Annotated in this window: 20 protein-coding genes; 10 read left to right on the forward strand and 10 right to left on the reverse strand. The window is 49.5% G+C overall.

The window, feature by feature from the left end:
• Window positions 1-51: 51 nt before the first annotated feature.
• Both SYK_RS00900 and SYK_RS00905 read right to left on the reverse strand, forming a co-directional pair.
• A complete protein-coding gene (locus SYK_RS00900; protein WP_281761747.1) occupies window positions 52-759 on the reverse strand; it encodes a FlgO family outer membrane protein in 708 nt (235 codons plus the stop codon).
• 16 nt (window positions 760-775) lie between these two features.
• On the reverse strand, window positions 776-1,615 hold the full coding sequence (locus tag SYK_RS00905; RefSeq protein WP_281761748.1) for a purine-nucleoside phosphorylase: 840 nt from the start codon (window positions 1,613-1,615) through the stop codon (window positions 776-778).
• 92 nt (window positions 1,616-1,707) lie between these two features.
• Between SYK_RS00905 and SYK_RS00910 the strand changes: the two genes are divergently transcribed.
• From SYK_RS00910 to SYK_RS00945, 8 genes are all read left to right on the forward strand, one after another.
• Window positions 1,708-2,463: a motility protein A gene (locus SYK_RS00910; protein ID WP_281761749.1), complete on the forward strand. Its 756-nt coding sequence runs from the start codon at window positions 1,708-1,710 to the stop codon at window positions 2,461-2,463.
• Window positions 2,460-3,200, forward strand: a complete 741-nt coding sequence (locus SYK_RS00915) for an OmpA/MotB family protein (RefSeq protein WP_281761750.1) — start codon at window positions 2,460-2,462, stop codon at window positions 3,198-3,200. The genes SYK_RS00910 and SYK_RS00915 overlap by 4 nt, the downstream gene beginning before the upstream one ends.
• Window positions 3,201-3,240: 40 nt before the next feature.
• Window positions 3,241-3,621 carry a PilZ domain-containing protein gene (locus SYK_RS00920; protein ID WP_281761751.1) on the forward strand — a complete coding sequence of 127 codons (381 nt, stop codon included), beginning with the start codon at window positions 3,241-3,243 and terminating at the stop codon, window positions 3,619-3,621.
• A 2-nt stretch (window positions 3,622-3,623) separates the two neighbouring features.
• Window positions 3,624-5,051 (forward strand): ATP-binding protein, encoded by a 1,428-nt coding sequence (locus SYK_RS00925; protein ID WP_281761752.1) that lies wholly within the window; start codon window positions 3,624-3,626, stop codon window positions 5,049-5,051.
• On the forward strand, window positions 5,052-7,319 hold the full coding sequence (locus SYK_RS00930) for a carboxyl transferase domain-containing protein (RefSeq protein ID WP_281761753.1): 2,268 nt from the start codon (window positions 5,052-5,054) through the stop codon (window positions 7,317-7,319).
• An 85-nt stretch (window positions 7,320-7,404) separates the two neighbouring features.
• Window positions 7,405-8,055 (forward strand): biotin/lipoyl-containing protein, encoded by a 651-nt coding sequence (locus SYK_RS00935; protein ID WP_281761754.1) that lies wholly within the window; start codon window positions 7,405-7,407, stop codon window positions 8,053-8,055.
• A 6-nt stretch (window positions 8,056-8,061) separates the two neighbouring features.
• Entirely contained in the window at window positions 8,062-8,403 is a 342-nt protein-coding gene (locus SYK_RS00940) for a hypothetical protein (RefSeq protein WP_281761755.1), read from the forward strand.
• A gap of 34 nt (window positions 8,404-8,437) precedes the next feature.
• Window positions 8,438-9,007: a single-stranded DNA-binding protein gene (locus SYK_RS00945; RefSeq protein ID WP_281761756.1), complete on the forward strand. Its 570-nt coding sequence runs from the start codon at window positions 8,438-8,440 to the stop codon at window positions 9,005-9,007.
• Window positions 9,008-9,427: 420 nt separating this feature from the next.
• Here the strand turns inward: SYK_RS00945 and SYK_RS00950 are convergent, their stop codons facing one another.
• From SYK_RS00950 to SYK_RS00980, 7 genes are all read right to left on the reverse strand, one after another.
• Window positions 9,428-10,174: an amino acid ABC transporter ATP-binding protein gene (locus SYK_RS00950; RefSeq protein WP_281761757.1), complete on the reverse strand. Its 747-nt coding sequence runs from the start codon at window positions 10,172-10,174 to the stop codon at window positions 9,428-9,430.
• 12 nt (window positions 10,175-10,186) lie between these two features.
• Window positions 10,187-11,290 (reverse strand): amino acid ABC transporter permease, encoded by a 1,104-nt coding sequence (locus SYK_RS00955; RefSeq protein ID WP_281761758.1) that lies wholly within the window; start codon window positions 11,288-11,290, stop codon window positions 10,187-10,189.
• Window positions 11,287-12,441: an amino acid ABC transporter permease gene (locus SYK_RS00960; RefSeq protein ID WP_281761759.1), complete on the reverse strand. Its 1,155-nt coding sequence runs from the start codon at window positions 12,439-12,441 to the stop codon at window positions 11,287-11,289. The genes SYK_RS00955 and SYK_RS00960 overlap by 4 nt, the downstream gene beginning before the upstream one ends.
• Window positions 12,442-12,534: 93 nt before the next feature.
• Window positions 12,535-13,551: an amino acid ABC transporter substrate-binding protein gene (locus tag SYK_RS00965; RefSeq protein WP_281761760.1), complete on the reverse strand. Its 1,017-nt coding sequence runs from the start codon at window positions 13,549-13,551 to the stop codon at window positions 12,535-12,537.
• Window positions 13,552-13,712: 161 nt separating this feature from the next.
• Window positions 13,713-14,423, reverse strand: a complete 711-nt coding sequence (locus SYK_RS00970; RefSeq protein WP_281761761.1) for an SIMPL domain-containing protein — start codon at window positions 14,421-14,423, stop codon at window positions 13,713-13,715.
• A 36-nt stretch (window positions 14,424-14,459) separates the two neighbouring features.
• On the reverse strand, window positions 14,460-15,341 hold the full coding sequence (locus SYK_RS00975) for a hypothetical protein (protein ID WP_281761762.1): 882 nt from the start codon (window positions 15,339-15,341) through the stop codon (window positions 14,460-14,462).
• Window positions 15,342-15,427: 86 nt separating this feature from the next.
• Window positions 15,428-18,637, reverse strand: a complete 3,210-nt coding sequence (locus SYK_RS00980) for a DEAD/DEAH box helicase (protein WP_281761763.1) — start codon at window positions 18,635-18,637, stop codon at window positions 15,428-15,430.
• Window positions 18,638-18,835: 198 nt separating this feature from the next.
• On the opposite strand from SYK_RS00980, the gene SYK_RS00985 reads away from it, so the two are divergent.
• Both SYK_RS00985 and SYK_RS00990 read left to right on the forward strand, forming a co-directional pair.
• Window positions 18,836-20,473, forward strand: a complete 1,638-nt coding sequence (locus tag SYK_RS00985) for a peptide-binding protein (protein WP_281761764.1) — start codon at window positions 18,836-18,838, stop codon at window positions 20,471-20,473.
• Window positions 20,474-20,488: 15 nt separating this feature from the next.
• Window positions 20,489-22,657, forward strand: coding sequence for a RelA/SpoT family protein (locus SYK_RS00990; protein ID WP_281761765.1), 2,169 nt, complete (start codon window positions 20,489-20,491; stop codon window positions 22,655-22,657).
• Window positions 22,658-22,748: 91 nt separating this feature from the next.
• Here SYK_RS00990 and SYK_RS00995 read toward each other — a convergent pair whose 3' ends face one another.
• Window positions 22,749-23,144 carry a cytochrome c3 family protein gene (locus tag SYK_RS00995; RefSeq protein WP_281761766.1) on the reverse strand — a complete coding sequence of 132 codons (396 nt, stop codon included), beginning with the start codon at window positions 23,142-23,144 and terminating at the stop codon, window positions 22,749-22,751.
• Window positions 23,145-23,183 lie beyond the last annotated feature (39 nt).

The raw sequence follows: 23,183 nt of genomic DNA on the forward strand, positions 1-23,183 counted from the left end.
TAAGAAAGGGGTGCCGGTTGTCCGGCACCCCTTTTCTTTATTGATATTTGTTTAGTCGAATTTGTTTTTGACTGTGGGAACCATGCCATCGTCACTCTTGAGTTGAGGCAGCATTTCTCGGATGTTGTCGGAGATGGGCAATGTCCAGTTGTGAGCTGAGACGACGGCGGAGTCTACCAGTCGTATGACTTTGGAGGACATATAGACATAATTGTCGCCGATTACGTAGTTGCCGGTGAGCATCCCGGATCTGGGTGGAAACTTGCCAGACATGGTGTCGGTGAGACTTTTGTAATCCTCGGCACTGACTCCCTTTCCGTAAAGATAGTCGGTAGCATTGGGGGTGCCGTCGGTGATAAGTACGCCACGTTGGACTAGTCGGTCCGCTATTTGTTGAGTTATGACTGAACCGAAAATGGCATTGTCGCCGGGGTCTTTTTGATTGGTGAACCGTTTGACGAACACGGCGGATTTTAGAGTTAATTCCCCTTTGCCCACGTTGGAGTACAGCACATCAGCTGCTCTGTAGTTCAGTTCGATAAGAGGAATTGACGAAGTCTCATGGTAAGATTTCGCTGTGGGGGCGGTATCAAAGACATAGTTGTATGTTTCGGAGGCAGTATCCTTGCCGTCTTTCCACATGCGGTTACCACACCCAGTCATAAGGAGGGTGGTGGAGATCATCAGTAATATCAGTACAGGCTTGGTCATCTGTTGCCGTCCCGGAGTCGCAGTTAAGCCGTCTGACGAACCGTGCATATGGCTCGCCTAGGGTCTATTCGGCTGTTTGTGGGATTTCCTTTAGTATTGCGCGGATAAGATTTGTCATTGTTGCCGAAGATTTTTCTGCCTGAGCAATGACGGTATCCAGCGATGCTTCCTTCATGCAGTCAGGGAGATTCTTATTGGTCAAGCAGGATATGCCGAGGATACGGATACCCATGTGATGAGCTGCGATGGCCTCCATGCACGTGGACATGCCGATGGCGTCAGCGCCCAGCCGTCGGTACATGCGGGTTTCTGCCGGTGTTTCCATATTTGGTCCCATGATTTGCATGAATACGCCACGTTCCAATCGGATACCTAGTTCTAAAGCCTTGTTTACGGCTAACTTTCGTAAAGCAGGATCATACACAACACACATATCCGGGAACCGTTCTCCCCAGGAGTCGACGTTTTCGCCGCGAAGAGGTGTGTGTCCGGTCATATTGATGTGATCTTCTATGATCATGGGGGAGCCGGTTTCAAACGAAGGGTTGAGTGCGCCTACAGCATTAGTCAGGATCAGTTTTTTTACGCCGAGTTCGCCCAAGACGCGAATATTATGCGTCGCTTCCTGTGCCGTGAATCCTTCATACAGGTGGAATCGACCTTGCAAAGCCAACACGGGCACGCCATCAATCGTGCCGGAAATCAGTTGTCCGACATGGCTCTTGACTGTTGATACAGGGAACTCGTCAATTTCTTCATAGGGGAGCAAAATTGGGTTTTCAATAGCGTCAGTCAGGCCACCAAGTCCGGTGCCGGTGACAAATGCGACAGTATCAGCTTGAACTTTGCCTAATTTTTCCTGTATGTATGCGACAGAATGTTGTATCTTTTTACGGTATTCCATGTTGACTCCTTGGTTTCGCAGCCGCGATTGTCTCCGGGGGAGGCTGAATTGTGAACGGAATAAATTGAACTCAGTAAGGACAGGTTCGTTTTATGGATATTGTGACACTACTTGGTCTCACTGTTGGTTTTGCGCTCATTATCGGTGCAATTGTCATAGGTGGGGCTGTTGATGTTTTTATCAATGTTCCTGGGATGATGATTGTTGTTGGCGGCACTCTGGCGTCCATTATGGTCGCCTTTCCTTTTGAAGAGGTTATACAGGCCTTTAAGGCTGCCTTCAAGATTTTCGTATCACGCAAAACCAAAGTGCGTGATGTTGTGAACATTATGGTTAAAGTGGCGGAAATCAGTCGTCGTGAAGGGCTTATCGCTCTGGAAAACGTCCAGACTGAAAATATGGTCCTCAAGAAATCCTGCCAGCTTATCGCGGATAATGCGGATCCAGATCTTATCCGTTCCACTCTTGCCATTGAAATTACTTCCATGCGCCGCCGCCATCAGGTCGGACAGGACGTGTTCAAGCGATTGGCGGCACTCGCTCCTGCATTTGGTATGATGGGGACGCTCATTGGTCTTGTCCAAATGCTTTCTCGATTGGATAATCCAAAGTCCATTGGTCCGGCTATGGCCGTTGCTTTGTTGACGACATTTTATGGTTCGGCAATGTCCACGCTGTTTTTCATTCCTATGGCAGCCAAGCTCAAGGCAAGGACGCTTCAGGAACAGTTGCATCTCGAAGTTATTTTCGAAGGTGCAAAGTCTATTTTGGAAAACAACAACCCGAGGCTTGTTTACGAAAAATTGTCCTCCTTCTTGGCCCCTGCAGAACGGGATACGCAACGATGAAAGACGATGATCGGTTAATTTTTTTGCCCGACGAAGAAGAGGAAGGCGGCAATGAGTGGCTGACCACGTTTGCCGATCTTTCCATGCTTCTGCTGGTCTTTTTTGTGCTTCTCTATTCCATGTCCACCATTGATACGGAGAAGTTTTCCAAGACATTCTCTTCGGTGACTAAAGCCTTACAAGGTAAAATGCAGAAGGTTGCTACCAGTCGGATTACTCGTGAAGAGGCTGGTGTGCTTATTGACCAAGCACTTATGCGACGTCAGATCATTGAGTCTCAGCGTAAAGTGTATGCCGAGGTCAAGACTTTGCAGACCAAAAAGGGCGTGGAAGGATTGGTCAGTGCGAATTTTGAGGATGGAGTTATTACCATCCGGGTTCCGGGCGACGTCATGTTTCCTTCAGGCAGAGTTAATCTTACGCCGAAAGGAGTACGGTTGGTTGCCACGCTCAAGGATTTCTTTATCAAACATAAAGATCAGAACATCAAAATTGTCGGATACACGGATAACGTGCGTCCCAGTCAAAGATCTCGTTTCAAGGATAATTGGGAAATTTCTGCTCTCCGAGCCGTCAATGTTTTGAGGGAATTGCTCAAAATGGGGCTTGAGTCCACTCGGTTGACCGCCACTGGGCTTGCGTATTTGAACCCCTTATTTCCGAACTCTTCAGCTGAGTATCGGGCCAAGAATCGTCGCGTTGAATTCATACTTGAAAAACGGGTGTCCGGTCAGTAGTGTCACCCGGCGGTTTTATTGAATTCTATTTGGGGGAGTCATGGATTTTGAAATAAGTATACCTGAAGACGAAGAACAGTTGCGCAAGGCTTTTCGCACCAAGGTCCCCGGCCTCAAGGCTCGGTTCCCGGAACAAAAGCGTGTGTTGGATGTCATGGATTTGAGTGCCACCGGATTTGCCGTGCTTGATGTTGAAAAGAGTTTTTCGGAAAAGCAGGCAGTTGAGGTGGAGTTGTTAATCAACAAGAAGCTTTTTTTGAGCGGCATCTCCGCGTTGGTCATGCGAGTCCTTGATAATGGTATCGTTGGATTGAATTTCGTCGATTTGGAACGGCAGAAACAGATCAAGCTGGATAAGCTTGTGCTTGAAGTCCAGAAGCGACTTATTGCCCTGCGCAAGAAAAAACGGGAGCAAGGCTGATAGTGTTTTCAACGAACGGTGATCGGCACAAGGTCCTCATAGCCAATCGCGGCGAAATCGCCATGCGGGTGATGAGGGCCTGTCAGCGTCTGGGGTTAGATTTCGTCTGTGTCTGTACGCCGGAAGATGAGGCGTCCGGGCATGTTGTACTTGCCCGAGAATTGGCTGGCGAGAGTGCTGTTTATACGATTACATCGTATCTGGATGCAAACGAACTGTTTTCGGTGGCCGATGCCAGCGGAGCGACAGCGGTGCATCCCGGGTATGGTTTTTTTGCCGAAGATTTTCGGTTTGCCCGTCGTGTGGTGCGCCGAGATCGGCCCATGGAATTTATCGGGCCATCCTGGTGGGTCATTCGAGATCTGGGCGACAAGATCAATACCAAGCGTATTGCTCGGAGTCTCCATGTTCCAACGGTGCCGGGGTCTGATCGTCCGGTTTACAGTGAGCTTGAAGCAGATGAGATTGCGTCCAGTTTGTTTGATTTTCAGGCGAGTCAGGGTATCCTTAATGGCGTGATCATGGTCAAGGCTTCGGCTGGCGGCGGTGGCATGGGCATTGAGGAAGTCGGTGACCTTGATGAATTTCGTTCCGTTTTTCGTCGTATTCGTAATTATGCCAAACGGAATTTTGGCGATGAGGGTGTCCTCATCGAACAGCGTATTTTTGATTTCAACCACTTGGAAGTGCAAGTGGTCAGCGAACGCAGCGGCAAGCACCATGTGCATTTCGGTACCCGTAATTGTTCTGTGCAGTCCACAGGTAAGCAGAAACGTATTGAAGTCGCACCAGGCTTTGCTCCGGGTGTTGTGCCATATACTTTTGACGCAGAAAAAGTGCTTGAGGAAATTACTCAGCATTCGTTGTCCATGGCTTGTGAGTCCGGATACGACAATGTTGGAACATGGGAATGGATCATTACTCCGAAAGGAGAGCCGTTCCTTATGGAAGTGAACACCCGAATTCAGGTGGAAAACGGTGTCTCCGCAATTATTTCCAAGGCCGATGGCAATTCGGTGGATATTATCACCGAACAGATTCGTTTGGCACTGGGGCAACCGCTTGGGTACAGTCAGGAAGATATCGAACTCGATGGTGTTGGGATTGAGTACCGTCTTGTGGCCGAAAATACGGACAATTGGTTTACGCCGTGTGCAGGCCGAATTACTCGGTTTGAATGGGCAGAGCAGGACTGGTTGGACGTGTATACCCAAGTCCCTGTTGATACAACATACGAAATCCCCATGGAATTCGATCCGAACCTGGCCCTGGCTATTATTTGGGGCAAGGACCTTGAAGAAGCCAAAGCCCGAGGTGTTCAGTTCCTTGATTCTTTGGTTTTGGAGGGGGACATCAGTGGTAAATCTGAAGATTTTCACACCAATATTAAGTATTTGAAAGCCAAGACCGACAGACTTCTGGAGTTTTAGATGGATACGACAAAAAAAGTCCAGAATCTTAAAGATCGTTTGAGTTATATTCGGGATATCTTCGCGGGTAAGGAAGAGGAATCCATTCGTTTACTTTCTGCAAAATTGAGTGAGTTGTTGGAACGGCATCAGTCGCAACCCGGTGGTGTATCCAGCAGTCAACTCGCACGGCTTGAAGATCTGTTTGATTTTTCCGAGCGAAAACTTGATCTTGCTCTTACGCCCATGGATCGGGTGCGTATTGTTCGACATCCACAACGTATTTGTCTCAAAGATATACTTGAGAATGTCTACGATAATTACACTGAGATTGGTGGGCGTGGCGAATTCAATATTGATCCGTCCATGTTGATTGCCAGAGCCGTTTTTTCTCGCAGAGTAGGTGACAAGGTCATCAATCAGATGGTCATGGTTATCGGTCAGGAAAAAGGCCATGGCGAGGCTTTTCGTAATGGCGGGTCGGTTAAGCCTTCAGGGAATGCCAAGGCCTTGCATTATATGAAGGTCGCTGAAACTGAAAATATTCCGGTGCATACTTTTGTGTTTACGCCCGGAGCGTACCCTGTGGAAGACTGGCCGGGGGCTGCCCAGCAGATTGCCAAAAATTTATATGAATTATCTGCACTTAAAGTGCCGGTTGTTTCTATTTTTTCCGAAGGTGGTTCGGGTGGAGCCGAGGCGGTTGGCTTGGCAGACCGACGTATCATGCTTTCTCACGGGTACTATTCTGTTATTTCACCCGAAGGGGCGGCAGCCATCGAAGGTGGTTTACGTGGCGGAACGCGGGCAACGCCTGAACTGATTGAAAAGTGTGCCAGACAACTGTGCATTACAGCCGAGGATAATCTTCAAAATGGGTATATCGACCGCATATTGCAGGAACCTCCTTTGGGTGCCAGACCCAATCATTATGATTTTTTCCGGGAATTGCGGCGCGAATTGATTCAAACCACCAATGAGGTGGTCAGTGGTGTCAAATCCATGAAGTTGTACCGAGCCATGGCAGTTCGCGGTAGCAAAACCGATGACGCTGAATCCATCTACATGCGGTGGACCCTGTCAAAGTCCGCTTTGAATCGTTTGGTTGACCAACGGCAACGTAAATTCCGGAATTTGAGTCGCCATGCTCGTTTGGATGGTACGGGGGTCGTTAACCGGGCTGTGACCGCGACCAAAGGGGCGGTCTGGGCGATACATTCTTTTTTGCGATATGATGTTTTGGGACGGCAGAAAAAACGTCTTGATGCCATGTTTGAGGATCTTGGTGCCGAAGCACATCTGGTCCGCCACAAGCTTCTTATGCCGCTGAAAAAAACCGTGGATAAGGTGCTGCCGGGTAACGGCTCAGGTCGTCCCGTTGTGGGCGAAGAGGTCATGAACAGGTTAACTCGGCTGTCCTGTCCGGAAGACGGAGCATGTCTGGTCGGCAGTGAATGGGCCTGGACAAGTCCTCGCAGTCATGAGGATAGGACCATCACTTGTCCCAATGTGCGAACACAGCATTGCCCTGATTTGTGGGTGCCTGATCTTTTTGGTGATTTTGCTGGCGTATGTCCTTCCTGTGGTCACCATTTCCCTATGGAATATCGATGGTATCTAGAAAATGTTTTTGATTACAGCGAGTCCAAGGAATTCAATCAGCAATTGGAATCCGTGAATCCGTTGGGGTATGAGAAGTTTGATTTCAAGCTTGACAAGGCCAAGGAAAAGACCGGGTTGAAATCAGCCTGCATCACCTTTGAGACTTCTATTGAAGAGGTCGATACCGTAGTCGCGGTTTTGTGTGCTCCTTTCCGGGGGGGTAGTGTTGGCGCGGCCGAAGGTGAGAAGTTTATTCGTGCGGCGGAACGTGCTGGACGCAAACGGCAGCCGTTTATCGCCTATGTACACGGAACAGCGGGTATTCGCATTCAGGAAGGCGTTAACGGCGTTATTCAGATGCCTCGGTGTACTATCGCCGTTCGCCGGTATATCGATGCTGGCGGACTGTATCTTGTATTGTATGACACCAATTCCTATGCTGGCCCCGTGGCCAGTTTCCTTGGGTGTTCTCCATATCAATTTGCCGTACAGTCCTCGAACATTGGTTTTGCCGGTCCCGGCGTCATTACTGAAACTACGGGCATTACGATTCCGCCGGATTATCACCGCGCTTATCATGCTCTTTCGCGAGGGCATATCCACGGCATATGGGACAGACGAGAGGTCAAAAAAAACCTCCATCAGTCGCTCTTGACCATGGGTGGTCGCAACCTATACTATCGTTAGTCCAGAGTTCGTTACAGACGGACCATATCTTTTGGACCTCCGGCGTCGGAGGCAGAAAGCAAAAACGAGAATACAAGGAAAGATAGTGCTGAATATCAAAGAGTTACTTGATAAGGTTAAAGCGTCTCCCTACCGTGAAATTGTGATTCGTGCTCCGCATACCGGCGTTGTTGAGTTTGCTGGTTTGAAACAGGGCGACACTGTTCGTGGTCCTGGAGGCGATTATAAAGAAAAACCTGGTACGCTGTTGGCGAATTTGACCAGAGAAAAGAACAAGAAGCCCATTCCGGCACCGGAGAAGGGCGTGATTGAGGCTGTCCATCTGGAACATGAAGGCCAGTTTGTGGAAGCCGGTGAGCCTTTGGTGACCATCAAGCATTATTTGACCCGTAAGGAAGTTATTGAGCTGATTCTTCAGGAGGCATTGTACCTGTTCCGTGCACCTGAGCGTGCTAAGTACTATTTTGTTCCCGAAGTCGATCAAAAACTTAAGGTGTCCGGCAAGCGCTCCGTCAAAGTGCATGATGGGATGGAAATCCTTATTGTTTCTCGCATGAAGCGTGAGACTCCTTTGGCCTATACCGGTCCTGATGGCATTATCTATTCCGTATATTTCGGTCGTGGCGACAATGTGGACGAGGGTGGCCCGTTGATCGGTGTTTGCCCTGAAGATCAATTGACCGTCATTCAGGATGTGGTTGCTCGTATCCAGAGTGAATGGGAAGAAGAAGAGTAGGACACTATGGGTAGACTCCTTCAGGTACGCGTTACAGCTTGGACTTTCAGTGAAGATGATGTCGAAAAGGCGTATCCTTCACTGTGGAAACTTGTTTGGCAAGATCCTAAAGTTATTCAGAAAAAGGGCGTACTTGAACTGACAGGAGCCATATTCGATGCGGTCCGAGTCGGATTGATCGACGGCGATAAGGTCGAAGCTCTGAAAGACGGAGCAGAAAAAGCCGAAGAAATGCGGCTTGAGATCGAGAAGTTGCTGGGTGAATGGAAGCCCGGAGAAGCGGACAAGATTATCTACCAATTGGAAGACCTGCTGGATAAACTTGAAGATATTGCAGACAAATTTTAAAGATTGAAGAATATAAAGAGCGTAAGGAGATAATATGGCTGGCAGCATGAACAAAGTTATTCTTATCGGCAGGTTGGGGCGTGATCCCGAGTTGTCTTATACGCCCGCCGGACAGGCCCGGGCGAAATTTTCCATTGCCACGGATGAAGGTTACCGTGACAGGCAGACCGGCCAGAAGGTCGAAAAAACAGAGTGGCACAATATTGTTGCTTGGAGACAGACCGCTGAATTTTGTGGCAACTACCTTGGCAAGGGCCGTCTGGTCATGGTCGAAGGAAAGTTGCAGACACGGAAATGGCAGGATCAGAATACCGGCCAGGATCGTTACATGACCGAGATCGTCGCTGACAGAGTTCAAGGACTTGATCGAGCGGCTGATGGTGCCGGTGCTCAGGCCGGTGGCGGATATCAAAAACAGCAGGGCGGCTACCAGCAGCAACAGCAGGGTGGTTACCAACAGCAGCAACAGTCTCAGGGTGGTTATCAACAGCAGGCTCCTCAGCAGGGGCAGGCAGCTCAGCAGGGTCAACCCCAGGAGCAGGAGGAAGACCTCGGTCCCGCCTTTCCGTCTGAAGCCAGTGGTATGGACGACGTACCGTTTTAGGCAATATTTGAGTAAAAAAAGGGTGGCTTTTGCCACCCTTTTTTTTTGCTCAAATATTGTTACCCGGCTCGCGATAGCGGCGCATCTGCACATTTTTCGGGCTTCGTTTTATTCTCAACGTAGCTAGGCTACGCCTCCGGTGAAACTGCGTCCGAGAAAATGCACATCTGCACCACTCTCTCAAGCTTCAAGGTGGTGGAGAGTGTGTGGGGAGTGATGAATGGACGGGGCGTTATGCCGCCATCTCTCAAAGGAACTTGGTGATTAATGAGAAAGAGAAGGTGAGAAGGATTGTCATGGACAAAACATTTCGCCGAAGGCGACATAAAAAGTTTTGGAGAGTCCAGAGAACTTTTTTTAAAAGGTTCTCTGGTCCCGCTGAAAGCGGCCCCCGGCAGGGTGCCAGAGGCCTTTCGAGAATTAGTGTTGCAGGATTTGGCTCAGGAAGAGCTTTGTCCTGTCATACTGAGGATTGCTGAAGAACTCTTCCGGTGAATTCTGTTCCACTATTTCGCCGTAATCCATAAAGATCACACGGTCGGCTACGGTACGGGCAAAACCCATTTCATGGGTGACGCAGACCATGGTCATGTTTTCTTCGGCAAGCTCAATCATGACATCCAGCACTTCCTTGATCATTTCTGGGTCAAGGGCGGATGTTGGCTCGTCAAAGAGCAGAATGTTCGGGCTCATGCACAGGGCGCGGGCAATGGCAACACGCTGTTGCTGACCACCGGAAAGCTGGCCTGGATATTTTTTGGCCTGTTCGGCGATGCGGACACGGTCGAGATAGTGCATGGCAATTTTTTCTGCTTCCTTTTTGGGCATTTTACGTACCCAGACTGGAGCAAGAGTCAAGTTTTCAAGAACCGTCATGTGCGGGAACAGATTGAAGTTCTGGAAGACCATACCGACTTCTTTACGGATCTTTTCGAGACCCTTGAGATTGCCAGTCAGTTCAGTGCCATCTACGATGATGGTTCCTTCCTGATGGTGTTCCAGACGGTTCATACACCGGATGAGGGTGGATTTTCCTGAACCGGACGGACCGCAGATGACGATGCGTTCGCCTTTGCGTACCTGAAGATCAATATTTTTGAGAACGTGAAAGTCGTCGTACCACTTGTTCAGTCCTTTGACGTCGATCACAACTTTCTGAGATTCCATAATTCAGCCTTATCAGTTGTTTTTCTTGGGGCCGCTTTTTTCCAGCGAACGGCCATAGCGGCTCATGCCGAAACAGATGCACCAGTATACGATGGCACAGAAGGCATAGCCTTCGGCATCGTGACCGAGCCATACTTGATCCTGTGAGGCGGCTTTTGTCATGCCGAGGAAATCGAGCAGGCCGACGATAATGACCAGTGACGTATCTTTAAACAGTGCGATGCACCGACCTATCAAAGCCGGTAGAACATGTCTGAGAGCCTGCGGCAGAACGATGAACAGAGTGACCATCCATTTACTGAGTCCTAGAGCTTTGGCTGCATCGGTTTGTCCAGAGGAGACGGCTTGTAAACCACCACGTACCACTTCCGCGATGTATGCGGAGGAGAATAGGATTATACCGATTTGTACTCGGAGCAGGTTATTGATCTGCATATCCTCGGGGAGGAACAGTGGCATCATGACCGAAGCCATGAACAGGATCGTGATGAGCGGTACTCCGCGGATGAGTTCGATGAATCCGATGCACGGGGTGCTGATGCCTATCATTTTTGACTGCCTGCCGAGAGCCAGCAGAATGCCGAAGGGTATGGAGAGCAGAATGCCTACCGCAGCCAATCCAAGACTGAGCATGAGTCCGCCCCACATTGATTGGTCAACTTTGGCCAGCCCGGCACCTCCGCCGATGAGCCAGAGCGCGATGACGAAGAGCAGGGGCCACAGGCCGATGAGATACCGGTTCTTGCAACACCCAGAAACTGTGGCCGCGATGACACCGACAAAGAGAAATGCCGAGGCAACGGGACGCCAGATAAGTTCAGGAGGATAGGTTCCGACGAGCAATATCCTGTATTTTGCGCCAATAAAGGTCCAACAGGCTCCACCATCGTTGGTGCATATTTCAGGACCACCAGTCCAGACCGCGTCGATAAACGCCCATGAAATGAGGGGTGGAATTCCCTTTGCAAGGAGTGCCATGCAGAGGATGGTCAGGATTGAGTTGGTCCAGTTGGAAAAGAGATTCTTGCGTAGCCAGTGAATCACACCCGTGGCCGCAATAGGCGCAGGTGCGGCTGGGGTGGGCGTGAAGACCAGTATTTTTTGTTCTTGGTTCATCGTTCCACCATTTGTACCTTGGAGTTGAACCAGTTCATGCCTAGAGAAATGATCAGGTTGATGGTTAGGTACACCGCCATCCACAGCCCGATGATTTCGATAGCTTGGTCATTCTGGCCGATGATTGTGCCACCGACCGAAACCATGTCTGGGTAACCGATGGCGACAGCCAACGAACTGTTTTTTACCAAACTGGCGTAATCGTTGGTGGTGGCCGGGATGCAGACACGCAGGGTTTGCGGCAGGATCACCTTCCGCATGATCAGACTTGGCTTGAGTCCTAACGCCTTGGCAGCGTCGAGCTGTCCTTTGTCCACGGATTGGATACCACTGCGTACGTTTTCGCCAATGAAGGCCGCTGTATACATAATCAGACCGAGAAGCAGGGCAGAAAATTCAGGGCGCAGAACCATGCCGCCTTTGAAGTTGAATCCTTTCAGTATTGGCGTATCAAAGGCGATAGGCTGGCCGGTCAGGAGAAAGACCAAACCTGGTAGGCCTATGCATAGAGCGAGCGAAATCCATCCAGTGTGTAAGCCTTTACCTGTGGTATCTCGTAAGTGTTTGGACTTGCGGAAAAGGAAGATGGAACCGGCAATAGCAACAGCCAGAGCGATAAAGACCCATGCCATGCCATCTTGGAATTCCGGGCGGGGTAAGAAAATACCACGATTATTAATGAAGATGTCCTTGAAGGGAACCAGGCTTTTCCGAGGATGTGGAAGTGAAACCAGAACCACGGAATAGCAGAAGAAAAGTGTGAGCAACAAAGGAATGTTGCGCAGTATTTCCACGTAGACGGCACCGAGTTTGGCCACGAGCCAGTTGCCTGATACGCGGGCGCAGCCCACGATTACGCCGAGAATTGTGGACAGAACAATGGCGATAATCGAGACGAAAATCGTGTTCAATGCTCCCATGAGAAATGCGTAACCGTATGTGTCGGCAGGCTCATAGGAGAGAAGAGTGTCGTTGATGGGCAGCCCTCCTTCTACTGACAGGAATCTGAAGCCTGAGGCAATATTGCGCGCTTCAAGGTTGGCCTGCGTGTTGTAGAAGAGCTGCAACGCGACATAAATGACTACCCCGATCACGAGCGTTTGCATCAAGATGACGGGGAGCTGTTTTTTTAGGTCGGAAGTCAGTGACATTGCACGCTACTAAAGTTGGATGTGAAAGATGGAACCGCACCAGACGGGAATTCCCGGCCGGTGCGGTTGTTTGTTTGTAATTCTGTATAAGGACTAGCGAATGGGCATTGCGTAGAGCATACCGCCGCGGGTCCACAGGTCGTTATGACCACGGGGGATATTCATGGCGGTGTCGGGACCGAAATGGCGGTTATAAATTTCGCCGTAGTTGCCGACAGCCTGGATGGCGCGAATGAGCCAGTCATTGTCCAGATTGATGAAGGAACCGATGTCGCCGGATGCACCGAGCATACGTTTGACGACAGGGTCGTTGGAATTTTTCTTCATTTCAAGGACGTTAGCCTGAGTGATGCCTTTTTCTTCAGCTTCGATGAGGCCGTAGAGAACCCAAGTGACCAAGTCCTTCCATTGGTTATCACCGTGGCGGACGTAAGGAGCCAACGGTTCCTTGGAGAAGGTTTCGGACAGGATGACGTGATCGGCAGGATTCGGGGCGCTTGTGCGCAGGGAAGCGAGCTGGCTGACGTCGGTGGTGAAAGCATCGGTACGACCGGCAATATAGGCGTTGAAGGCCTCTTTTTTGCTGTCGAAGACAACTGTTTCCAGCTTGATATTGTTCATACGGGCGAAGTCGGCCACGTTCAGTTCACTGGTAGTACCGGAAACAACGGCAACGGATGCGCCGTCAAGTTCTGCACCCTTGGTGACTCCCAAGTCCTTTTTCACCATGAAACCCTGGCCATCATAGAAAACGACGACTGTGAAGTCGACGCCCTGTTTGCCGTCGCGTTTCATGGTCCATGTGGTGGTACGGGATACAAGGTCAACTTGACCGGAAGAAACGGCTACGATCTTCTGTTTGGAGGCCAGAGGAACAAACTTGATGGCATCCTGATCCTTGAGAACCGCAGCGGCTACTGCGCGGCCCATGTCGACATCGAAGCCGGTCCAGCGGCCATTGGAATCAGGGGCGGAAAAACCGGCAACACCTTCGCTGACACCCAGTGTCAGAATGCCGTTTTCCTGAATGCGCTCCAAGGAGCCGGCCATAGCAGTGGAAGCCATGGTGAGCAGCAGAGCCGTCAGCAGCAATTTGCCAAAAAGTTTCATCCTTTCTCTCCTTTGAAAAATGATAATGTGATTGATGCACGAATTTTGAGTATTCGCCTAGGCGAATGTTACGGGTGTGTTACAAACAGGCGGTAACAGTGTCAACGAAAGGGGAAAAAAATAATGCCCGCACATGAAGTGTCATGGTGGGCATTATTGGGTTAATCTTCCAGGAAGTAGTCTACAGTTGTCACGACGCGGATTCGTTTGATTTCAGGCGTGTACCTATCGCGGTCCTGAAGACTAAAATAGCCTTGTGTGGCGCGGCGGATGGTTCCTACATGGGAGCCGGAGTCTTCTGCAAACTGTTTGGCCGCTTTTCGGGCGTCCTGTGTGGCTTCAGCAATCATGTCGGGTTTGATGCTATTGAGGCCTGTGTAGGTAAAAGTTGGGCGGAACTCGTAGTTTTGGACTAGCATGACGCCGCGAGATACGAGTTCTCCGGCAACAGACATACCCTTTTTAACGGTTGTGATATCTTTTGTACGGACTGTCAGCACAGCTTCTGCCCGATATCTCTGTGCAGGTTGGCGGTCTCCCATCATTGATTGATTGTCCTGAATGCGCGGGGCGGCAGTCATGACTTCGGCATCGCCAAGTCCTTGTTCTTTGAGAAAGATCATGATGGCTGAACGGGAACGGTCAAGTTCGGCATCAAGTTCGGGCAAGGTATTGGCCCCGGCGCTGTAGCTGATAGGCCACATGGCGAGATCGGCAGCGACTTCTCGTTCAGCCAGTCCTTTGACTGTGACATATCGGTCCATGGCTTTGAAATCGACCAGTGCACTTCCGAGCACCCAGCAACCAGCTATGATGCCAAGGGCAAGGACGACACCCGCGAGAATCGTATGAAATGTATGTTTTTGTTCCATGAAGTACCTCTGCTTTTAGTGGTTGTTCGTCTGAGATCACCTGATGCGGACGTAGCGTGACGAACTGGAGTAAAAGACATTGTAGACGAGGGTTAGCAGGCAGGCAAAGACTGCCGAACCAATTCCTATCAACACATTGTAATAGGGCGGAGCAGTCAAGGCAAGACGTATGAGTAGCGTGGCCAAGGCAAATCCTGAGTTACGGAAGACAGCCCGGAATTCAGGGAGGAATCGCTGAGCAATGAGTACCAGCATGATATCGCTGAAAATTAGGACAGTGTAAAAACTTTGGAAAAAGTGGAATGTTTCGTGTCCGTAGATAAACAGGAGTCCATTTTTGACGCCCATGCCAATGAATATGGCGAGCATGACGAGCGCAACAATTTTTTTGGCAGCAACAAATTTGAACAGCCGTTCCCCACCTTTGATGGTCTCATCAAGTTGGCGTTGTAGCAGAGTATAGACACCAAGGAGTGCGAAAATGGCGATTGCGCCGCCGCCATCGGAAAGGAGAATCCACAATTCCTTTTCGTGGCCGGTGATAGTGATCGGTTCAGGGAAATCCGCCAGAGCTTTGAATGCACTTCTGAGCAGAATAAGTGCAAGAATTTCAAATTGTTTGCCAACCGCCTTCGAGATGGAGCATGGCAACGTAAAAATAAGGCTGATGACTTCCAGAATAAGAACTAGAGTAAAGGCGAGGTTGATGGCCATGTAATGGCTTGCGGGGATCAGGCCGGCTACGTGTCCGGTAATGATGCCTTGTCGTTTTAATTCGATGGTACCCAGTCCCAAAATAAAGACGACAACAAGTATACCGGCAACCGTCCGCTGGGTGCTATCCTTTTCCCAGAAATGATGGAGCGGATCAAATACGTATGTCGCCCAGGAATAGATCGTGTTCATGGGGTTTTTCATGATGCACCCTGTATGCGATTTCAGTAGTTTGTGTCATTACGAATCGGCAACAATGGAAAGCCAGTGAGAGATTCCTTCACGGCGTGTTATATTTCAAACAACATTTCCAGATCGTCACGGGTCAAGCTCTTGAGTGCAGATTGACCGGGGATGATCGCTTCGGCAACGCTCTTCTTTTGTTCTTGCAACTTGAGAATACGTTCTTCCACTGTGTTCTGGCAGATCATCTTGTAAGCGAATACCTGACGTTTCTGGCCGATACGATGCGTACGGTCGGTGGCCTGATTCTCCACGGCCGGGTTCCACCACGGGTCATAGTGGATGACGTAGTCTGCACTGGTCAGGTTCAGACCGGTACCGCCAGCCTTGAGGGAAATAAGGAAGATCGGGATGTCCGGGCTGTCGTTGAATTTGTCCACCTGATCGAAGCGATCTTTGGAGGAACCATCCAGATAGGCGAAGGGAATCTCTCGAATTTGTAACCAGTTACGGATGACATGAAGCATCTGCACGAACTGGGAGAATACGAGCACCTTGTGACCGCCTTCGATGATATCCACGACAAGATCCTTGAAGGCGTCGAATTTGCCTGAAGGCAGGTTAGTGGAGACTCCGGGGATGTCGAGCTTAAGTAAGCGCGGGTGACAACAGATCTGGCGGAGTTTGAGCAGGGCATCGAGAATGGACATTTGGCTCTTGGCCATGCCTTTCTCTTCGACGTCTCGAAGGACCTGATCCTTGAGCTTTTTAGCCAGGGCATTGTAGAGATCACGCTGTTCATCCACCAATTCGCAATAGTGCGTTGTCTCGATTTTGGGCGGCAGATCTTTGGCAACTTCAGCCTTGGTACGCCGCAGAATGAACGGTTTTACGCGGGTGCGTAGATAATCCAGAGTTTCTTCGTCGCCGTCTTTGATAGGCTTGACGATGCCACGCTGGAAAGAGTGCTGCGATCCGAGGAATCCGGGCATGAGAAATTCAAAGAGGGACCACAATTCGAACAGGTTGTTTTCGATAGGCGTACCCGACAGACAGACGCGCAGGCCAGCCTCGAGTTTGCGTACGGAACGTGCCGTGATCGTATTGGGGTTTTTAATATTTTGTGCTTCGTCAAGAATGACACTGACATATTCGTATTTGAGCAGTTCGTCGAGATCGCGTCGAAGCAGTGCATATGTAGTGATGACCAGTTGCGAGCCTTTGATATGCTGGAATAGGCTTTCACGTTTTGCGCCATAAATAGTCAAGCATTTGAGGGTCGGGACGAATTTTTTTGCTTCTCGTTCCCAGTTGGGCAGAACAGATGTCGGCACGATGATCAGGTTTGGACCGTCAATGCCTCTGTCTTTCAGCGATTGGAGATAAGCCAGAGTCTGGATAGTTTTTCCAAGACCCATTTCATCTGCCAGAATTCCACCAAAGCCATACTCGCGTAGGAAATTCATATAACTGAGCCCTTGAGCCTGATATGGCCTGAGTGTGGCCTGCAAAGCTTCGGGCTGCTCAATCATCTTGATTTCATCGAAGTTGTTAATCTTCTCTTTGAGCTTGACGAAAAATTCATCGGTCTGGGCCTGTGGTAGGTCTTCCAGAATCTTTTCGAGTACCGGGGCTTCAAACTGGTTGAACTGTTGCTTGGGAGCTTTTTCCGGGTCAAACCCGAGAGCCTTGAGTTTGTGGCCCAGTTTATTGAGCCAGGATTCAGGCAGACTGGTGTATGATCCATCCTTGAGCTGGACGTATCGTTTACCCTTGGTCCATGCTTCCCAAATGACCTCAATGGGTACACGTTGATCATCGTATTCCACGGACAGTTCGAGGTTGAACCATTTTTCTTCTTCGTCGGTTTCTACTTCGGCTACGACTTGTGGTTGCGTTGTACGCACCTTGTAGCGGGTCAGATTTTGCTCACCATATACACGGTAGGCTTCAACCAATTGTGGGTAGAAATCGAGCAGGAAGGTGATCGCTTCTTCTTGCTCCATGAACCAGATATGGTTGTTTCTGGGTTGGAAACTCATTGCCTGCAGTTCGGCGAAAAGACGGGCTTCTTCGTCTTGAGCACGTCGGATAAGATATGATTTGCCCCCATCGTGATAACTGCCGGTCTGAAGGTCCGGGTTGGGACCAGCCATGACGTGTTCGCCGTGTTCGTTTTCGTAGATGTTTTGAATCTTGAGAACGAGCAGGCTGCCTTCTTCGTCGAGGTACAGCTTGGGGTTGTAATCCGCATCCTGAAAGATAGGGCCGATACGTTCAAGGAAATCTTCTTGACCATAGAGGTCGGAGACGGGAATCTGTGTCCAAACCCGGTCAAGGAACTCGGAAACGTCGGCGTGGGGAACGATGGGCTTCTTTTCCACCATGGATTGGACCAGCTTGGGATCAAGTCCGGTCTGCACTGGGTAGAATGAATTTTTGTAATACACCCAGAGAGGCAGTCTGCCGTAGAAATATATTTCTTCCTCATCAGTAATGGGGAAGGGCAAAGTGTCCTCGCGTGCCAGCAAGATGTCGAAATCCAGACCGTCTTCGCTCAAAGCCGGGGACAATTTGAGCTGCATGGTCTTAGACTCAATGGTCACGGGCTTGTCGCTTTCACGCAGGTACAGATAATATTCGCCTTTAACCGCTCGGAAGAACCACGAGTGCAGGCCTGCCGGTATTTCAACCTTATGTCCCCAGTAATCGAGATAATGTCCGATTTGTTCTGCTACGCCGGGCAGGGCCGGAGTTGTGTCGCACCATTCGGGGTTTTCAACAATTTGGGTCAATGTGATTTCGTTTTGAACTTGGGAAATGCCGGATTTATTCTGTCGTGCCCGGAAAAAAGCAACCTGCAGGCGGCCAGGTTCGGGGTATATACGATATATAATATAATGACGGCCAGCTTCCGGCTCCAGTTCAGTCGCAAAGAATGGACGAAAAGTTTGACGCCAATCCGTTCTGGGAATGGGCATTTTCTCGCTGGAATCCGTATCAAGAGATTTTTTGAGTTTGATGACCGTTGCTGTGACGTGACGACAGACGCCGGAAAAGGAATCCGGGCAGTTGCAGTAATAATTGATGGTCTTGTCAATGAGACTTAGCCCGACTTCCGAGGTGTAATTCTCGAAATCGTCACCCTCAACTTGACCGTCAACATCCCAGTACTGGTCGCGTTTCTTGAGGTCGAGTTTCTTAACTCCACCGTCGGCAACAATGCCTTGTGCACTTTCCAGGATATAATCCGGAACGCTGTCACCCAGGAATTTCTGCAATATGGATTTTACTATTTGTTCTTCGCCGGTACTCATTCAAAACTCGTAAAAAAGATGGTTTCTATTAAACAGGACAGGCCTATTTACATATATCTATTACAATGGGCAAGTGTGATATATTTCACCAGAGGCTCTTTGGCCTCTTGGCTTTTCAAGATCATTGGTCCATACTGATCACACCATGCCACGCTCGTACCATTATATGATCCAACCTTCTTAGTTTTGCAAGGAAAAATGAGACGCTCTAATCTGTTTGTCTTTATCTTGTGCCTGATTCTTCTGGCGGGATGTTCTGAAGGTGGCGGCCCCGCTACTCCTGTCAGGCCTGTTGCTCCTCGGGATATTCCTGTTTTGCCGGAAGAGGGCGGGACCATCGTCGAATCTATGATTGGCGAGCCAAGTAATTTGATTTCAGCGTTGTCATCGGACAGCGCGTCCCACGCTGTGGCGACTCAAATTTATGTCAGTTTATTTAAATATGATAAAGATATCAATTTGGTACCCTACGCTGCAGAGTCTTACGAAGTATTGAATGATGGTATGCTTTTCAAGTTTAAAGTGCGTCAGGATATTTTTTGGTTTGATGGCGTTCAACTGACTGCTGAAGATGTTGAATTTACCTATAAAATGATGATTGATCCCAAGACGCCCACGGCTTATGCCGGGAATTTCAAACTGGTCAAGGCCTTTCGTCGGACAGGGAAATTTTCTTTTGAAGTTGAGTATGATCAACCTTTTGCCAAAGCATTAGTGACGTGGGCCATGGATATCATGCCCAAGCATCTTCTGGAGGGAGAGGACCTTCTCAATACGAAGTATAGTCGGGAGCCAGTTGGAGCTGGACCATATATGCTCAAGGAGTGGGTGCCGGGGAGTCAGATTGTTCTCAAGGCCAACCCGAACTTTTTCGAAGGGAAGCCTCGTATTGACGAAGTCGTGTATCGCATCATCCCAGACATGGGCACACAGTTTTTGGAACTCAAGGCCGGGAATCTGGATGCGATGGATCTGACCCCGTTGCAGTATTTGTATCAGACTTCGGGATCTGGATGGGATGGAAGTTTCAATAAATTCGAGTATCTGGCTTTCGGGTACTCTTTTCTGGGATTCAATTTCAACCATCCGTTCTTTAAAGACGTTCGGGTTCGTAAAGCCATTGATTTCGCCATTGATCGTCGCGAAATAGTCAAGGGCGTTCTTTTTGGACTCGGTGAGCCAGCGAATGGCCCATATAAGCCTGGTACATGGCAGTACAATGGTGCGATCAAACCCAGAAAGCACGATTTGGCCAAAGCACGACAACTTATGGCCGAAGCTGGATGGACTGATTCCGACGGCGATGGACTGCTTGACAAGGATGGCGTGCCGTTTTCTTTTTCCATTATTACCAATCAAGGAAATACTCAGCGCATCAAATCCGGGGTGATTATTCAGCAACGACTCAAGGATATAGGGATCGAAGTTGATCTCCGTACCGTTGAATGGGCTGCTTTTATCAAGGAATTTGTGGACAAAGGACGTTTTGACGCTATTATTTTGGGATGGAATATTTTACAAGACCCTGATATCTATAACGTCTGGCATTCGAGTATGGCGGTTAATGGTGGTTTGAATTTTACCAGATATATTAACCCTGAACTGGATGATTTGTTGGAACGTGGTAGACATCTTGTAAAACAGGAAGATCGTAAGCCCATTTATGATAAGGTCCAGCAAATATTGTTTGACGAAGTGCCGTATTGTTTCTTGTACGTTCCCAAGTCCCTGCCCATTGTTCAGGCGCGGGTGCAGAATATAAAAGCGGCTCCGGCCGGAATCTCCTATAATTTCGAAAAGTGGTGGATACCCCGGTCTTTGCAGCGACAGCCCTAGGAAGTATTGATTGATATGATTCGCATCAACCAGATCACCGACAAGGTGGCCTCATACATTGACAATCCCGACCTGGATTTGATTCAGCGGGCGTATGTCTTTTCTGCGCAGGCCCATGACGGTGTGGTGCGCCGTTCCGGTGAACCGTATATATCCCATCCTATGAATGTGGCTAATTTGTTGGCTGACATGCAGCTTGATGAAGCCACTGTGGCCGCGGGGCTTTTGCATGATACCGTGGAGGATACCGATACCACTGTCGATGAGATCGAAGATCTGTTCGGTGCGGATGTGGCTGATATTGTGGATGGTGTCACCAAGATCAGTAAGATGGACTTTGAGTCCAAGGCTGTTCAGCAGGCAGAAAATATTCGTAAGCTCATTCTGGCTATGGCCGAGGATATCCGGGTGCTCATGGTCAAATTGGCTGACAGACTGCATAATATGCGCACTCTGGAGTTTATGAAGCCGGTCAAGCAGCGGCTCATAGCTCAGGAAACCCAGGATATTTATGCACCGCTTGCCAACCGTCTTGGTTTGCACCGGGTCAAGACCGAGCTGGAAGATTTGTGTCTGCGATATCTCAAGCCAGATGTTTTTTCTCAGCTCAGTGAAGCTGTCTCTGAACATCGTGCCGCTGGTGAACCGTATATCGAGAAAGTTATTGAGCTGATCAATGAAATGCTCAAAAAAAACAAGATGAAGGGCGTGGTCAACGGTCGGACAAAACATTTGCATTCCATCCACGTAAAGATGGAACAGCAGGGACTGACATTTGACGAAATTTATGACCTGATTGCATTCCGTATCATTTTGAAGTCCTTGAAGGACTGTTATGCTGTTCTTGGACTTATCCATGCGGTGTGGCGACCTGTGGCGGGTCGTTTTAAAGATTATATTTCCATCCCCAAGGCGAATATGTACCAGTCGCTTCATTCCACGGTCATTGGGCCGGATGGGGAGCGCATTGAGTTTCAGATTCGTACTGATGAGATGAACCAGATTGCCGAATATGGTGTGGCCGCTCATTGGCAGTACAAGGAAGTTGGTAAAGGCGGCAAGAAGGGCAGGGCAACCGGAACGCGTGATGCGGAGCGGTATACTTGGCTCAAGCAGATTATGGATTGGCAGCGGGAGCTGTCCGATCCCCGTGAATTCATGTCTTCCCTGCGTTTGGAAATGTTTCAGGAAGAAGTGTACGTTTTTACGCCTAACGGTGACATCAAGGAATTACCGGACGGAGCTACGCCTGTGGATTTCGCATATGCCATTCACTCCGAGGTGGGTGATAAGTGTGCCGGAGCCAAGATCAATGGCCGGATCGTACCGCTGCATACCGCGCTCAAGAATGGTGATTCCGTTGAGGTCATCACTGACAAGAATCGGATGCCGAGCCGAGATTGGCTCAAGTTTGTCAAGACGGCCAAGGCACGGACTCGTATCAAGCAATATATTCGTACCGTGGAGCGAGAACGGTCCATCGCTCTTGCCAAGGAGTTGCTTGAGAAGGAAGGTCGTCGGGTCGGCATTAACGTGCAGAAGGCGATGAAGGACGGTGAGTTTCTCAAGCTGGCTGAGGAATTCAACTGTGGGAGTGTGGATGATCTTTTAAGTCAGGTCGGCTTTTCCCGTTTTACGCCTCGCAAGGTTGTGAAGCGTTTGTATGCGCTTATGAACGGCGAGACGCTGGACGAACGTAAGGTCAAGGATAAGGCTGTTGAAGAAGGGGGCAAGAAGAAGCCCAAGACCGATGGTCTACAAATTTCTGGCGTGGACAATGTGCTTGTTCGTTTTGCCAGTTGTTGCACTCCTTTGCCGGGTGAACCTATTATTGGCTACATCACCCGGGGGCGTGGTGTGACCGTGCACCGTATTGATTGCCACAATGTCAAGAATTTTGAAGATGAACGTTTGTTGCAAGTCACTTGGGAAGGCGTTGACGAGAAACCTTATCCGGCCAAGATTAAGATCAAGTGTCTTAATAAGCCCGGTATGCTTGGCAAGATATGCTCCATGTTGGCTGAGATGGAGGTCAACATTGACTCCGGTAATTTCGAATCTAATGTGGATGGAACGTCCAAGTTGCATTTTACGGTGGAGGTCAAAGACCTCAATCAATTGTATTCCGCATTGGCGCAGGTCAAGAAGCTCAAGGCCGTGCAAGAGGCTTTGCGTGTTTCCTGATTTTATTTCTTCTTCTTTTGTCTATTTACAGAAAAGGCCCGCAAATGAGCGGGCCTTTTCATTTTGAGGAGGTGAAGGGGGTATGGTTTGTTTACTTTGGGTGACAGGACTTGCAACTGACCGGAACAGGCTTGCCGTCGCGCTTCTTCACGATCTTGTGGCAGCCGAGACAGCTCTTGTCCGACTTCTTGGCGTGGAAAGCTGTGTAAAAGGCGGTTGCGCCCTTCTTGCCGGACTGGTCGTGACAGCCGGGGGTTGCACAGGACTGGATATCGCTCGTACCGTCCCATGTGTGGTGACAGCTTGCACAGTCAATCTTGGCCGCGTCGTGTTTGGCGTGAGAAAAAGCGACTATTGTCTTGGTGGTCTTGATGCCTTCAGGCGGACCAAGCTTTAGGTCGCCCGGGGCCTCGGTTGCGGCAAAGCCTATGGCGGACGTCAAAGCCAGGACACAGAGTGTCGTTGCGATCATGATAAAACGGTACATGCGTTCCTCCAGCGGTTTGTGATCATTGACGCTGTTTTA

The sequence above is a fragment of the Pseudodesulfovibrio nedwellii genome, from assembly GCF_027923765.1.
Lineage (GTDB): Bacteria > Desulfobacterota > Desulfovibrionia > Desulfovibrionales > Desulfovibrionaceae > Pseudodesulfovibrio > Pseudodesulfovibrio nedwellii.